Origin of the sequence: Spirosoma foliorum (assembly GCF_014117325.1) — a bacterium.
GTDB lineage: Bacteria > Bacteroidota > Bacteroidia > Cytophagales > Spirosomataceae > Spirosoma > Spirosoma foliorum.
Genome location: NZ_CP059732.1, coordinates 2,705,590 through 2,720,847 on the forward strand (window position 1 = coordinate 2,705,590; position 15,258 = coordinate 2,720,847).

The 15,258-nt window shown below is 39.5% G+C and carries 14 protein-coding genes and 2 pseudogenes; 9 read left to right on the forward strand and 7 right to left on the reverse strand.

Translation table 11 applies throughout. From position 1 onward, the window contains the following. Window positions 1–347 precede the first annotated feature (347 nt). From H3H32_RS37130 to H3H32_RS11395, 6 genes are all read left to right on the forward strand, one after another. Window positions 348–455, forward strand: coding sequence for a winged helix-turn-helix domain-containing protein (locus tag H3H32_RS37130; protein WP_240543821.1), 108 nt, complete (start codon window positions 348–350; stop codon window positions 453–455). Window positions 456–496: 41 nt separating this feature from the next. Continuing rightward, complete coding sequence (locus H3H32_RS37135) at window positions 497–856, forward strand: hypothetical protein (RefSeq protein ID WP_220472634.1); 360 nt, start codon at window positions 497–499, stop codon at window positions 854–856. Further along, window positions 822–986 (forward strand): transposase, encoded by a 165-nt coding sequence (locus H3H32_RS37140; RefSeq protein WP_240543748.1) that lies wholly within the window; start codon window positions 822–824, stop codon window positions 984–986. The genes H3H32_RS37135 and H3H32_RS37140 overlap by 35 nt, the downstream gene beginning before the upstream one ends. A 167-nt stretch (window positions 987–1,153) precedes the next feature. Continuing rightward, window positions 1,154–2,317 carry a sensor histidine kinase gene (locus H3H32_RS11385; protein ID WP_182462821.1) on the forward strand — a complete coding sequence of 388 codons (1,164 nt, stop codon included), beginning with the start codon at window positions 1,154–1,156 and terminating at the stop codon, window positions 2,315–2,317. Continuing rightward, window positions 2,283–3,053 carry a LytR/AlgR family response regulator transcription factor gene (locus tag H3H32_RS11390; RefSeq protein WP_182462822.1) on the forward strand — a complete coding sequence of 257 codons (771 nt, stop codon included), beginning with the start codon at window positions 2,283–2,285 and terminating at the stop codon, window positions 3,051–3,053. Before H3H32_RS11385 ends, H3H32_RS11390 begins: the two co-directional genes overlap by 35 nt. Window positions 3,054–3,393: 340 nt before the next feature. After that, entirely contained in the window at window positions 3,394–6,420 is a 3,027-nt protein-coding gene (locus tag H3H32_RS11395; protein WP_182462823.1) for a lantibiotic dehydratase, read from the forward strand. Window positions 6,421–6,761: 341 nt separating this feature from the next. Here the strand turns inward: H3H32_RS11395 and H3H32_RS11400 are convergent, their stop codons facing one another. The 3 genes from H3H32_RS11400 to H3H32_RS11410 form a co-directional block, all read right to left on the reverse strand. Continuing rightward, window positions 6,762–8,318 (reverse strand): T9SS type A sorting domain-containing protein, encoded by a 1,557-nt coding sequence (locus H3H32_RS11400; RefSeq protein WP_182462825.1) that lies wholly within the window; start codon window positions 8,316–8,318, stop codon window positions 6,762–6,764. 127 nt (window positions 8,319–8,445) lie between these two features. After that, entirely contained in the window at window positions 8,446–8,976 is a 531-nt protein-coding gene (locus tag H3H32_RS11405; protein WP_182462826.1) for a hypothetical protein, read from the reverse strand. A 48-nt stretch (window positions 8,977–9,024) separates the two neighbouring features. Continuing rightward, a complete protein-coding gene (locus tag H3H32_RS11410) occupies window positions 9,025–9,513 on the reverse strand; it encodes a hypothetical protein (RefSeq protein ID WP_182462827.1) in 489 nt (162 codons plus the stop codon). Window positions 9,514–10,606: 1,093 nt separating this feature from the next. On the opposite strand from H3H32_RS11410, the gene H3H32_RS11415 reads away from it, so the two are divergent. Further along, complete coding sequence (locus tag H3H32_RS11415; protein WP_182462828.1) at window positions 10,607–11,212, forward strand: hypothetical protein; 606 nt, start codon at window positions 10,607–10,609, stop codon at window positions 11,210–11,212. Window positions 11,213–11,377: 165 nt separating this feature from the next. Here H3H32_RS11415 and H3H32_RS11420 read toward each other — a convergent pair. Then, window positions 11,378–11,530 (reverse strand): annotated as a pseudogene (locus tag H3H32_RS11420) (IS3 family transposase); the annotation flags it as partial. Between the two features lie 198 nt (window positions 11,531–11,728). Continuing rightward, window positions 11,729–12,007 (reverse strand): annotated as a pseudogene (locus H3H32_RS11425) (IS701 family transposase); the annotation flags it as partial. A gap of 58 nt (window positions 12,008–12,065) precedes the next feature. Here H3H32_RS11425 and H3H32_RS11430 point away from each other — a divergent pair. Continuing rightward, the gene (locus H3H32_RS11430) at window positions 12,066–12,239 is read left to right on the forward strand and encodes a transposase (protein ID WP_182462830.1); all 174 of its coding nucleotides are present in this window, start codon (window positions 12,066–12,068) and stop codon (window positions 12,237–12,239) included. A 66-nt stretch (window positions 12,240–12,305) separates the two neighbouring features. Beyond that, window positions 12,306–12,476: a hypothetical protein gene (locus tag H3H32_RS11435; protein ID WP_182462831.1), complete on the forward strand. Its 171-nt coding sequence runs from the start codon at window positions 12,306–12,308 to the stop codon at window positions 12,474–12,476. 603 nt (window positions 12,477–13,079) lie between these two features. On the opposite strand, the gene H3H32_RS11440 is transcribed toward H3H32_RS11435, so the two are convergent. Both H3H32_RS11440 and H3H32_RS11445 read right to left on the reverse strand, forming a co-directional pair. Continuing rightward, window positions 13,080–13,829: a LytR/AlgR family response regulator transcription factor gene (locus H3H32_RS11440; RefSeq protein ID WP_182462832.1), complete on the reverse strand. Its 750-nt coding sequence runs from the start codon at window positions 13,827–13,829 to the stop codon at window positions 13,080–13,082. Next, window positions 13,795–14,994: a sensor histidine kinase gene (locus H3H32_RS11445; protein WP_182462833.1), complete on the reverse strand. Its 1,200-nt coding sequence runs from the start codon at window positions 14,992–14,994 to the stop codon at window positions 13,795–13,797. The genes H3H32_RS11440 and H3H32_RS11445 overlap by 35 nt, the downstream gene beginning before the upstream one ends. Between the last annotated feature and the right edge of the window lie 264 nt (window positions 14,995–15,258).

The window sequence follows — 15,258 nt, forward strand, 5'->3', positions numbered from 1 at the left end:
TAACATCGACCAAGCGTAAGGAGCATTATTTATATATTATTGATCCGTGAGTAAGCTTATGATCATCGTATCTGATTGTCAGTATGGCAACCTACAAACAATCAGATTAAGAAGTACTCCGCCGACGTTGTGTTGAACTGGATCATGCGGGTTAGAAGCAGAGTCCTATTTCTTAAGCATTAGGTTTGACTCAAGGCTGGGTGAGTCAGACCCTAAAGAAATACCGAGAATGAGGAGCAATTGCCCTGCAATGGCAAAAACCTACTGGAGCACCCACTCGGTTAACAACCGACCAATGCCGTCAGCTGGTGGATGAACTCAATAAAGGTGCTGAGCATCATGGATTTGTGGGCGCGATTTGGACGCGCCCGCGTGTTAATGAAGTCATCAAGAAATTATTTGGCGTCAGTTATGATCCGTCTCAAGTAGGACATAACCTAAAGAAGGTGGGCTGAGTCGACAGAAACCACAGGCTACAGCCCGACAGCAAAATCCTGTGGCAGTGGCACAATGGCGCGAAGATCGCTTACCTGAACTCAAAAAAGCTAAAGAGGAGGGGCGGGTGCTTTTATATGTTGATGAGTCAGCCTGTTACCTACTGCTGCTTTTAGCCAATACGTGGGCTCCTTGCGGGCAGACACCCGTATTTATTGAGCAAGCAGGTCGTGTCCATTTAAGCTTGATTGCCGCGATTGCGCCTAATGGGCGTTTGTACGTAGCTGGTCAGGATCAGCCTTTTACTAGTGAAGACATCGTCGCTTCGGCGATCCGATTGGTTTCTAAACAAACTTTGCCATCGGTATCGAAAAAGAAACTTGTTAGTGATTTGGTATGGCGCATCAATTCATCGGAGTGAAGCCATCAAAGACTTACTGCGAACCAAGTCTGGATGGATTCATTTGGTGCGTTTACCCGTTTACAGTCCTGAACTTAACCCTGTCGAATTGCTATGGAGTCAACTAAAACGAAGTCTAAAAACCAAGTAATTACCAGCTAGGAAGAGCTGGCAGTGGATGTTTTGGAACAAATTAAGCTTTTAGAAAAAGAGCCCAAATTGGTACAAGCGTTCTCCAATAAAAAAGAAATCGGTTTTATTACGATTTAATTCACGGAGCTATAATTTAATTTTTCGCAATTACTTAGTGTATACCTTATGGCAAATAAACCGTTCTTTTTTGAATTGTTGGTTAATTCCAGATTATTATTTCGTCTTATTCGCTATGGATTACTCTTGTTAACAGGAATATTTCTGATATATCGGGGATTTCACTATCTAGCTACAACTATCATAAAGGCTTCGTCAGGGGATGTTTGGCGATATAGTATTATTTCAACTATCTTCTTTGGTAGCTTAATTGCTGCTGCTTACTGGGTAATTACAATTCTCATCCGAAACAATCTCCTTCTCAAGTTTAACCTTAAAAATTTTTCTCTTGGTCTGTTTCTGGTTCATTTGGTAGCTTCGGAATTAGTCCTTACTCATTTTTACTTATTTTACGCGATCTTCCCGATTGAGAAATTGCCTGGCTTTTATAAAACGTATGCGGAGCATATTAAGCAATTACCCTTCTGGATGGCGCCGTTCGATAGAATAGTCGTTTGGCTATTTTCCTTTTCACTCTTTTATAACTATCTCTTATACGCCATAGGTCTTAAAGTATTTAAAGATTTATTTACCGCTCAACTTCGTAGTATTGAACTTGAAAAAGATAATTTACGCTTAGAATTTGATTTTTTAAAAGCTCAAATAAATCCCCACTTCTTGTTCAATACATTGAACAATATTTATTCGTTTTCAATCCGATCGCCTGAAAAAGTACCAAATTCAATATTGAAACTTTCTGATCTGATGCGGTATACACTATATGAAACGAATGATGATCAGGTTCTTTTAATTAAAGAAATTGCCTTTTTGACAAGCTATATTGATTTGCAGCGTATCCGACACGATGATCATGTAACCATTCAATTTATAATTATGGGCCAACCGACCAATCAAGTCATTCCTCCTCTGCTATTAATTGTATTTATTGAGAACGCGTTTAAGCATGGTATTCAGGCAACGGCGAAATCTTCCTGGGTAGATATTAGACTCAGTATTCAACCCCACACGGTATCTTTATACGTTGATAATAGTATTCCTAATATTGTGCCGGAAACCCAACCTGGACTCGGATTGCGGAATGTTCAGAAGCGCTTAGCTCATTTTTTTCCACATCTCCATACTTTGTCTATTGAGCATTCGTCACATCAGTTCTCCATTAAATTATCCCTTGACCTCCATGAAAATGCCCTATCGAGTGATCGTGTTAGATGATGAACCCCCCGCTCGCGATCTAATTGAAGTATTTGTAAGTCAGGTGCCTGACTTACAGTGCGTTAATAAAAGTTCAAATGTGATGCAAGGTTTAATCGCTATTCAGGAATTAAAACCCGACCTCTTATTTCTGGATATTCAGATGCCGGAAATGACAGGATTTGATCTAATGAAGTTACCATTAGTACATCGCCCTGAAATTATTTTGACGACGGCCTACCCAGAATATGCACTAACTAGTTACGAATTTTCTGTGCTCGATTATCTAGTAAAGCCAATTGCTTTCGACCGATTTGTGAAATCGGTTGTCAAATTCAGGGAGAAAAGGCAGTTATCCTTAAATTCTACAGACTGGCAATCAACCGAGGCAATTCCACGGGCCGCCCAATCTGAGATCGCCACTACATTTGACTCAGATTCTAATTCAGTTTGGTTACGGGAGGAAAAGCGGCTTTTACAAATTCCATACAGTGAAATCCTATATATTGAAGGTTTAAAAGACTACGTGAAGGTTCATCTAAAAGATCAGATTATTGTGTCCCACATAGGACTAGGAAAAGCGGAAAAACTTTTTACCACCCCTCAATTCGTTCGAATTCATCGATCATTTATTGTAAGATTAGCCGCCGTCCGGCTAATTGATGGCAATACCATTACCTTAACTAACAAGAAGGAGTTAGTGCTCGGGCCCCTTTACCGAGACGAATTAAAAAAATACGTTGCAGCCCTTATTTAAGATTAGTCGATACTAAAGGGGGCTTTGTCTATTCTAAAAGGCTTTTTGTCGAAAAAGACGAACTTAACCAAGATGTGGATATAGCTTTAAGGATCGAATTTCTATCACAACTGTTCAACTTTCCTTTATAATGAAATCTAAATCTCTATCCTACAAGAAGGTAAGGATCGTTACTCACATGTTGCCCAATCAAACTGTTGGTAAAAGTAATCAGACAATTACGACAGATCTATGTACTACAGTAACTAGTACAGGTTTCGCTATTCTTAAAACAGCTTAACTCAGGTTATTCCTGTTTCTTTTCATAGGCAACTATTATCTCTATCAATATACGGGCATAATGGAGCTCGATTTTTATTATTTACGAACGCCAACATTGTCGTTGCAGCGGCTATTGGATTTACTCCAGGAAGATGATTTACCTGCCTATGTCCAAGAAAACCTGATGGGCGAAGCTATTTTTTTAGCTTCGCCCACTTTATATAATGAATTCCTAGCTGATCCGACATTATCGAGTAAAAAGCTACGCCAGACTGCGTTGAAATATGTACTGCGTATGGGGAGCCGATCAACTCCATTTGGATTATTTGCTGGATGCTCGTTAGGTCAGATAGCAGATCGCACAGATTTGAATGTATCGGACCGGCAGCTGTTTTGCCATTACGAGTTAAATATGACAGTTATTTGGGAATTAACGCACTACTTGAATCAGCATTCCGAAATCCGATCACAAATTCCTTATCAAGTTAATTCTAGCCTTTATTCTTTTGGAAACCAATTCCGCTATTTAGAATTAGAGAAAGAACATACCCAGATCCGTTTTTTTACTAGCCAAATCGCTAACTGCCATCCAATTCGATGGATACTTCGTAAAGCCCGAAAAGGAGCAACAATAGCTGAACTAATTCATGATTTAATCGGACGAGGGTATCCCATAGATCAAGCACAAGCTTGTGTTGATCAGCTTATTATAGATCAAGTTCTAGTTAGCCAATTTGTTTTGAATGGAACAGGAGTAGATCCATTGCAAAACTTGATAGGCCATCTTCAGTCAATTCCCAAGGGGAAACCATGGGTTCAATTAGTTCGCCAAGTTCAGGTTTTATTGATGCGAAAAGATTCAGTGCAAAAAAAGCACACAGCAATTCAGAGTATTTTTAAGAAAGAAATCGGCCTTTCTTTGCCAGATGCATCAATTATCCAAGGGAATAGCTTATTTACGGGCAAGCAGCATCAGTTAAGTCGTACGTTACTGACGAACCTGCAGAAAGCAATTCAAAAGTTATTTAGCTTAAGCAATGCTTTTCAACAGAAAGACTCACTTCTTCTATTTAAGCGGAAGTTTTATGCCCGTTATGAAGAACGTGAAATACCGCTGGCATTAGCTTTGGATGCAGAGTCAGGCATAGGTTATGGGGATCATCCATTCATGGGTGATAATCTTATGATTCAAACATTAATCGAAGCTGGCGATCCTGTTAATCAACAACAAGAAATCTTTAGTCCTGAGCTGGACCATTGGCTACGGAATGTATATAATAATTGGTTTGCTACTGGCAATTCCATTTTAGAATTAACAGATACGGACTTGAATCACTGGTCTGATACATCTACTCAACTTCCAGCTAGCTATTACGTCTTCGGTTATTTTCTAAGTTCTTCCTCGCAAGCTTTAGATAGGGGGGATTATCGTTTTAGATGCAAGTTCGTTGCTGGTCCTTCGGCCTTCCCCTTACTAGGACGCTTCTGTCGAGTAGATCAACAACTAGAGCAAAAGATTCAAAATGCTTTTAAACAACTGCAAAAAAATGATCCGAATCGTGTTTACGCTGAGATCGTTCATATCCCAATTCCTGCAATTGGAAATGTAGTTCAAAGACCTCATATGAGTGAGTACGAAATTTCGTATTTGGGTCACTCAACGTTGCCTATAGAAAAACAGATTTCTATTGATGACTTATGGATTTCTATTCCCAAGGGCGAACGAGTTGTCCTTCGTTCACGGAGATTAGGCAAAGAGATTGTACCTCGCTTGACGACCGCCCATAATTACCAAAATGGTTTACCGATTTATCGTTTTCTGTGTGATCTCCAACAACAGGAAAGCGAACTGTCTATCTATTGGCATTGGGGCGGTTTAAGCAATTATCGGTTTCTACCCCGTGTTCAATATCGGCAAATAATTTTACAGGAAGCACGCTGGAGACTCACTTGGTCAGACTATCAAGCTTCTCTTACGGAAAGCGAAAATGTCAGCGTCTGGCGTCTTGAGTGGAAATGGCCTAGATTTATTTCGATAGCCCAAGCCGATCAAGAACTGTTCTTGGATCTCGAACATGAGGGCTGCCAGCAGCTTTTAATTAATACTCTTCGTCGATTACAAGTCCTTCAGATATTCGAATGGTTACGAACCCCAGATCAATGTCCTATAGATGGACCGGATGGTAAATTAACCCACGAAGTTATTTTACCTTTTCTCCACGAACAGACAAAGCCTATGCAGCGGGCATCAAGATTAGATCATCATGGAATCGCCCGGAACTTTATACCTGGATCGGAATGGTTATACCTCAAAGTATACTGTGGGACACAGGCCAGTCGAAAAATTTTGCTGAGGTTGGGTAAACTTGCCCGTATCTATATTCGTTCGAAAAAGATTAGTCATTGGTTTTTTATCCGCTATCAAGACCCCGAACCTCATCTTCGATTTCGGTTTCATTTGATTTCCCAAGCAAGCTATAATGACATACTGTCTGACTGTCAGCGTCAACTACAATCTATGATAAACACTGACGAAATTTATCGAGTGCAACTTGATACATACCAACGAGAGATAGAGCGCTATGGAGCAGAACGTATAGTGGTTACCGAATGTTTATTTTGGGTTGATAGTGATGCCGTTTTGACAATAGCTCGGGATCAACTGAATGAACAAATGCGATTGGCCGTGGGCCTTTTAGGTGTTGATAAGTATTTAGATGATTTTAATTACCCCTTATCTGCAAGAGTACTTTTTTACCAACAAGGGTTTCAGATAATTTTTGATCAGCAGGGTAGCAGCGTCAATCTTCGGAAACAATTGGCGATCCTATACCGGCAAAATCAAGGCTTAATTGAAGCATTATGCGCAAAAGAGGCTCCAGAATCAGAATTATATTCACGATACCATAAACTGTTCAAAAAACGTAGTTCCCGAAATAAAACCTACTTAAACTCTATCTTTGTAAATCAACCGCAATCTTATATTTCTAGTTTGATACACTTATATGTGAACCGTCTATTTGATCAGCACCAGATTAAGTACGAATTGATTATATATCATCATCTCTATAGGTTTTATCAATCGTACACGGCACAATCCAACTAAATTCGCTTTGGATGAAAGGTAGAAATACAATTGCTATGTAAGTGGATTACGTCGTTTCTGCTTTTGCTAAATTCATAGTTTGCATATTATTATCCCTTGGTTTGAAATCGATCACCAATCACCAATAATATTCTTAAATACAAAGATTTATTTTTTATAATGTCGTAATTGACTTAAATATACAAGCAACAAACACTTTAGTAAATTTGTTAAATAATTTTAGGAAGTAGGTTAAAAGATTAAAATACGTATTGTACATATACTCTCTTAACTAACGTAAAAAATGTTGAAATAATAGATCAGTTAGATATCGAAATTCAATGAATATTTCTATTAAGAAATTACTGTTTAATTATTTTTACCACAACTCTTTTGGGGTTCGTTAAAAGCTCGATAAAATATTCACCAGTCGATAGATTGCCCATTGAGATGGCTGGAGAATAGGGTGATTGTATGGTTGTCTCCAATAAAATTTTACCTTGTAACGAGACCAGACGAAGCCGATACGGCAAGAAACAATTTCCTTTATAATCTACATAGAAATCAGTTTGAACGGGATTTGGATAAACACTAATTGACACATTTGGACAAGCAGTAATAGGCGAGTCTGGAGTTGGCTGTAAATTATTAAAAACAGATTGTAAAAAATTAGGTAGTCCGGCAGCATTTGTGATACTACCTTGTCGTAAATCAATAGTTTGTAATTGTATATCACATTCAAATCCTTTTGCGTTGGGGCGATTAATAACAATGAACCGATGCGGATGCTCCTCGCCACAATCCTCTACCTTACAAAAACCACCAAAAGTAGTCCCATATATCTTACCATTAGGCGCATTTTGAATTGAAAAGGCGTAAAATGTAGCATTTGTACTAGTAGTTGGTTTGATGATTTTTACTTCAGGAATATTGGTACTAGAATTTCCAACCAATACACTCATTCCAGAATTTATTATCGCCTGATTATGACCAGCTCCTAGGTCATACTGTCGAACATAATCAATGTGTAAAGAGTCCGATGTTATTGTTTGATGAGTCACATACAATTTTGTGTTATCAGGGGAAAAACAAACCCCATACTGTCGTGAAAGTAGGCCTAAATTTAAATAATTTGATAGTAAGCCAGATTGGTTATCAAAATCAAATAAATCAAGTGGATGGCTGCTAGGCTCGTTTTGAGCTGTTTTAAAAACGGCACAGGCCAATTTTGTGCCATTAGGAGACGCTTGCATATAGCCAATATTAGAGCTATTAGAATACGAAAAGGTATAATCCGAACCAATTGGTATTTCATTCACCTTCTTTAAACCAGAAGCAGTTAATAAATAAATTAAAAAGATATTTCCATCCCATTGGTGGGTGATAATCCAAAAGTCGTGTCCATTTTTATGGGGAATAGCTGTTAATTTTTCACTTAAACCGCTATCGATAAACTGGTTCTTCTGAGACAAAACTATATTTCCTCTTCGATCGCTTAGACGCATATCAACCAGCGAATAGGAGAGAGTATTATCGTAGGTATTGTACAAACTTAAATTAGCCAACGTCAGGATGTAATACTGATGCTCATCTCCTGGATTTGGAATAATCAGACATGCCTGAGTTATCGTTGAGTTTCCATTCAGGCCAGTTCCATCAAGCATGATTTGACCTGTTTTATCCCAAACCTGTTCTGAGTTCGTATAAAACATCAATTCCCCTGTTTTGGGGTCAGACTGCGTAGCACATGCATTATATGTATACCAATAGTCATTATTGACGGCAACTGGAGTGCCTGAAGAAAATATAAGACCTGCTTTCTCTCCAAAAAACCAATTGGTCGCTTCTTTTTGGGCTTGTGTATGGAAAGGTATGTAACTGAATGGAATGAAAAATAATATAAACCTGATAGTGCTCATAGCCCACAATTTATAATGTTTTCTAAGCGAACAACCTGTCTAAATAGCTAAAATCCATTTAGACAGGTTGTAGAAAGCAAAACAATAAATTTAGTTCGGTACTTATAATTGGCCTTGGTTTCAAGTGTTAAGGTACAATGGCCAGCACTTTTTTATAATATTTTGCAGGATATCCTGCAATACTAGATGTACATTCACCGTAGGCTTTAATAGCCGAAAGTTGCCCAGACCAATCCGGATCACTGGCATCAAGCGTTTTAATTCCAAATACGGCAACGCCGCCAGAAGCCCCTACATCAGGTCCAACACCAGAACTAATAGCCGCAGCACTGTAATAGTCATTAGGAGAGTTCTGAGCTGTACTTGCGGATTGATACAATTTGAAACCATCGGCAACTCCCATAATACCTATATTTTCATAGTGTACATAATTGGGGGGTACCACACTATAAGGTGTCTCGTAAATTTCTAATTGATAAACAGTATTTGCTTGTGGAGCACCAGTATAAAGAACTCCTGTTGTTGGATTTCTTAATCTCATCGCTAAGTGGCCAGTAACATCAGTACCAGAATTGGGACAGCTGGCATATTGTGCTATAGCCTGATTTAATAGGCCTAGAACCATAAACCCAAGAACAAACAAATTAAAAGTTTTCATATGAAATAAAAGATTTAATTGGACTTTTTTAAACGTGATTTGTATATCCTATTTCTTAGCTAGCCAAAAATTCTGGGCTTGTTCTCGGAATGTAGCCGTACCGACAGTGCGGATTGGAAGAAAACTTATCATTAGTGGATCGGAGACATCAGACAAAGTTTTTATAAGATAACTTGCTGTTATTTGATTTCCGCCTAATTTTTCTTCACTTGAAATTAATGTAAACCCAAAGCAGGCACGAATCTGGACTTTGTTTGCTCCCTGACCTTCAAGATTTAATCGATATGTGGTATTGGGTTGTAATAGAGACACATCGTTAATTTCTACTCCATCAAGGGATTTTAAAGAAACCTGCAATTTTGATACAAGGCTAATTTTTTGTAGCCTAGAAAAGGAAGAGATGTCGATCTTTCCACTTTGACGCAATGATCCTGACTCAGTAGAAATTCCCGTTGATATTGGTGCCAAAGATTGGCGCTCTGTGTTACAGGCAAATGCTGTAAATGTAATAATGGTAAAAATGGAGAATCGTTTCATATTATTTTGGTTTAATTTATGAATTGAAACAGAAAAAGCGGAATTATATTTGTTGAATTACAAATGAATATTTTAAAAAAATGAAAAATTAAATCTTAATAGTATTCATTCTAATACTTTAAAATTTAATTTAAATTGCTAATATTGTCAATGAGCGTTGCTTATTGGGTTTTTATATAATTCCATAATTAAATGGCTATACGAACAATAGCTTTGCGAAAAATAAAATATTTAGATTTAGACAGGATCGTTTTTTTTCTGGTGTTGTAAAATAATGCACTCTTTTGAGTTTTGTAAAATAAATTAGACTAAACCCCGTTTAAAATAGACGAAGTGAATTTTAGAATAGAGCAAGGCTATCTCAACCACTTCCAAGGTTTGTTGATCTGTAGGTAGGTTTGTAAAGACTTTTTCTTTATGTGCCATGACTGATTATCTGACGATGCTAAAAGGACAAAGCTGTTAGCAAGCTAGACCAGGCTTTAGGGCTCACCGCAGGAGGGATCAGTCAAACTTTGAAAAAGCACCAGCGGCTGGTCATGCTGATTTAGTTTAGCGAAAATTCAATAGGGCTAGCTACGGCCTGCACTCTGGCGACAATGGCCACAAGTAGGCGAGTAGAAATAAAGACTATATAATACGCTTGAGTAGCCGAAGAATTAATCTGGCGTTGAAGGGTGTTACTGATCAGGGGAGATTCTTTGGTAAGATCCTGAAAAAATGACTTCCTAGAAGGGGAGAAATTTTCCGTATTGGCTGTTCAGATGTATGGCTCGCAATTGCGGATATAATTCGACTAATTCTTTTTTCGTATTATTCTAGGATATAAGAAAATGAAGGTATCCGAAATCAAAAAAAAAGCAAATTTTAAGAGAGGGAAGTGGTAAAATGGGCACTACCTTTCGTATTTTAGGAAGAAAAGTACGAAATAGGATAGTAATAGTGCGACAGCACAAGTGGCCGTTATCTTGTGACAAAATAGGTGAAATCCGTCCGCTCGCCACTAATCGTTATAACTAGGCATTTGGGGGCTTTTAAACATAGTGTCATTTATAGAACAATTCATTCTGATTTAGACAACCAGCTTAACGAGATGAATAAACTAATTTTAATTTGGTTCTGCCTGTGTATAGGAACAAAAACGCTTTTTGCTCAGCAAGGCAAATATGATATTGCAGTAAGTTACGGATTCTATCAAGCGCCTATGTATAAACAGGCTGTCAACAAAAACTTCTTCGCTGCTGACTTTGATTATTATATAGCAAAGCGTTGGGCAATCTCATCTGGTTTCTTGAGTGGTCAATTTGCCTACTATGAGGATTATCGAAGTAATGCTTATTCAAATGATGATTATACCAACGCTAAGGGGTATGAATCGCATGCTTACTTGACTGCTTCTTACTCAGTTATACATGGAAAAAGGTTTTCTGTTCAAATTGGGGCAGGTATCGGGCTATTCACCCAACGCTTAAAATTTCCTTACAGAGCCGCCGGAGCTAATTTAGAGGCTAGTCACTACGGGGAACAAATCTTCACAGGTGAGGAATCATTTAGCATCGTTGAAATACCACTTAAGCTAGAAGCCTATTATAGGCTAGGTACACGATTCGGTTTAGGGATAAAGGCTGGTACTTTTTTGCAGCTGGGTCGGCCATTAGCTGCCTCCTATTTTGGACCTCAACTCCGAGTACGTTTATAATTACTTCAAAATCGGTATTCTATTGGCTATCCTATCATTTTCAGTTAATTTCAATAATATTAAGTCTAGTGGGTGTTGCAAAGTCCGCACGGAATCAAGTGGCCAGGAAAAATGCTTTAGTTCTGAATCAGTTAACAGCTAAAAATTAGCTTGAGGTGGTCCGGTTTAGCGGCACACTGAATTTGTCAGATTTGTGTAATACTCCTGTTCAAATTGTTCAGGGCTTTGATAGCCCAGCGACGAATGCTTTCTCTGCCTATTATAATAGATCTCAATGTAGTCGAAGATCTCAGTATGTGCATCTTCAATGCTCAGAAATACTCAGCCTTCAGGAGGCCGCTTCGGCCTTTAGATTTGAGCCGTTGCACGATTCCAAGATGAGTCATGTAACTTGATGCTACTCACAAAGGGTGAGCGACCAACCCCAGCAGAGATACCTTAACGCTTCGGCAAGGCTCGCGACCTATGGACCGATTAAAGATTCTGCTGGGATTTTAGACTTTATCTTCATAGGACTTACGCAAAGACTACTGGGGGATTGACTAACTCTTGACGAAGATAGCTATCCAATAAACCTTGCTTGAGTTGATAAACCGTTTTCTTTGTTTGATAGGCCAATTGCTTAATACGTAACCAGGTCAAATTGGCCAACCCAAGATGATTGCGCTGACTACGACCCAGTCGACATTGACAGCATTCAAGGCCTGTGATTTGCTTATCTTCTCGATGAAACTGCTCGACCGTCCAGCGAATACCGCCGGGCGACGCTTCGCTTTTTTCTTCAGCGGCACGGCCGTCCTGTTGTGATATGGTCCAAAAAATCTGGACACGAAACTTTTTAACTTCGTGTACCATGAACCAATCCAAACTACCCAAACGAAAGTATACCGCTGAGTTCAAAGCTGATGTGCTACGGCTAGTTGCCAATGGTGAACCCATCATGGCCGTAGCCCGTAAAATGGGCATCAGTGATAGCCTTCCGGGTGTCTCAAGATATTTAGGCAACCGCTCAATAAGTAATTTTTAATTTGCTTTTAATTCAAGTAGCTTGCAATGTATTGTAAATCAGTGAATTACTATCCGTTTGAAAACAATGCCCGCACCATCAAAGAACATTAATCCGCACGATACGAATGACCCCAAAGATCAATTCCAACAACTATTACTTGACTATATTCGAGCGGTTGACCACCGTTACGAAGCGAATAAATCGGTTCATATTGCGGTGAAAAGCTTAGAAAAAAACGTTCAGAAGCCACAGTAATTCTGGATACTTATGACCAGGATGGGTAAGTCCGTAAAAGCGTATTGCGCTTATAATTTACCCGAGTTCAGATAAGCCTGTAGAAGGCTCCAGGTTCAAGTAGCCTGTTAAGCCTAAAATCAAGTCGTACCTTCCTCTTTTTATTATCACTAATTTGCAAGTAATGGAATCACCTTTGGGCAGTTTTGAGTATCGCCTGATGAACAGACTACTCGTTTCAATTCCGACAATGATTGTTTGTATTGAAAGTCATAGCCCCCATTTCCTCGGTTGTATCCTTACCACTTGGGATAAAGAGACTCAGACGCAGGTTGAGCTCAAGCTTCCGCTGAACGAACTACGCAACTGGGTAGCCGCGGAACCCCTTTATATTGCAAGGATAATCAAACACAGTAAGCAGGCTCATCGGGCGCTAAACGTAGAGTACTGAATTAGCTCACTTTTGATAATTTTCTCCCTATTTTGCCCAACAATAATCAGTAAAATAGGGGTATTACTGATTGTACTTGTATAGCGGTGCAGGTTACGTTGCGGTGCATCTCATCAGATGCTTAACGGGGCATTGCCCTCAGGCTGTAGCCACTGTTTTAAATTGGCGCACAATCACTTTAATTTCTCTCGTATACTTTCTCGATAGCTGATGCCGATCGGAAGTTGCTGCTTATTCATAAACTCGACCATCGATCCGTGAACTGCGGAAATCGCATCCCGACGAACCAGAAAAGAGCGATGGATACGGATGAATTGATGAATCGGCAGGAGCTGTTCAATTTTATATAAGGCCAGGCGAACCACCAGGGTTTTACTTTGCAAATGAATTTTGACGTAATCTTTGAGGCTTTCGATAAATACGATGTCTTTCGTATTCAGATGTAAACGGGTTTTATTCACTGGAATCCAGATATAAGGATCAGTTGATGTTGGTGGTGAGTCCGTTTGGGGTAAGGAGGCTACTTGACTAGAGGAGGTTGGTAAGGCTGGGACATTTTCCTGTTGGGCATATACTTTATGGACAGCTCGTAAAAATCGCTCGAACTGAATGGGCTTCAGCAAATAATCCGTCACATTATAATCAAAGCCACTAACGGCATATTGGGAATAGGCCGTCGTCAGTATAACCTGAGGGCGATGGGCCGTTAACATGTCTAATAAATTAAAACCTGTCACTTCAGGCATTTGTACATCCAGAAACAGTAAGTCAAGCTTTGTCTCATATAACGGCACCATAGCATCGATAGCATTGCTATAGGTACCGACTAAATTCAGGAACGGTACACGAGCGATGAATCGTTCAAGTAGATTCCGAGCTAAGGGCTCATCATCGATCAGTAAACAGGTTATTGGTTTTTCCATCGTGAGTAAGAAGTAATCGGACTGAAAAACGATCGGGTAAGTCCGTAATGACTAATTGATGTGTTTTCGGGTAGAGTAACTCCAAACGTCGTTTAATATTAGTCAAGCCAACTTGGTGGGTGAAGGCTGGACCTTTCATCGAAACATTAATCGAGTTGAGTAGCGGTTTACTATTCACAATGTCAAACTCTAATCTAGACTGGCTTGCCCGCAGGTTTATCCGTACCCAGGAGGCTCCAATCGTTGAATTGATGCCATGTTTAAAGGCATTTTCAACAAATGAAACCAGCAATAGGGGCGGAATCGGAAACGATGAATCGATTGCTCCAATTTGCAAGTCAATGCTGACGTGCTGATCATGACGAATTTTTTCCAATTCGACATAGGCATTGAGCGAGTCAACTTCTCGATATAATTGGATAAAATCCTTTTCAGTTTCGTAGAATGTATAGCGTAGGATATGGCTAAATTTAAGCAGTACATCGGCGGCATACGCATCTTTTTCCTCGATAATCGAGTAAATATTATTCAGGGTATTAAAGACGAAATGGGGATTGATCTGGGCTCGTAATAAATTCAATTCGAGTTGGAGTGCCTGATTGCGGGCAATATAAATCTCTTTAATGACTTTCAGACAGATGGGCGCCAGCAACACACTGTAAACATAAATCCAGTTGTCAAAAAACTGCATCAGGCTGAAGGGCAATTGAAGGAAACTAGTTCGTTCAATTCGTTCCGTAAGCTGATCAAGTCGTGGATTATAACCCGCAAAATAGTGGCCAATGCCTACTTGTAAATAGGCCCTGCCAAGCGAAATGCTCACGTGAAGAAGTAGTAAATGACCCGCGACGATTAACCAGGAACTAGTAATGGCTGCCGGAATTATCTTACGGGTAATCCAATAGTAGGCGATTACCTGTACCACGATATTACTCCCTCCAAGCCAAAGGGAAATTGTCAGGTTCGCTTCATGTCGATTAAGACCCGCATTGTGTAGAAATTGCCAGAAAACCCAGGACATGAGTGCCCAGGCAATTGACCAGCCGAGCAGATATAGTAGCCATTTCTTCCACTTAAACTGGGAAAGCCTTGTTGGGCCAATCGTGGTTCGAAGATGACTAAGCTGGCTGGCTACTTGGTGAATGAGGCTTATAGGTAGGCGCATGAAACATAAGAAAGCCTATTTTATTGAATCAAATCAATCATTAGTTCTACTTATATTATTTTGACCCTTAAGTACTGGATTCTTTTTTGATTTCCAGCACTTCTGCGACAGATTTCATTCGTCGCGACCAGCTAGTTATCTAGCTACGACAACGACCTATTGGTCGCAAAAAATTGCTTCCTTTTCCCGACTAGCCGTTCTTTCGGACCGCTACGTTGACTGCCGCCAGGCTGAATCGCAATCGTCTGAATTTTACTGTTTTAG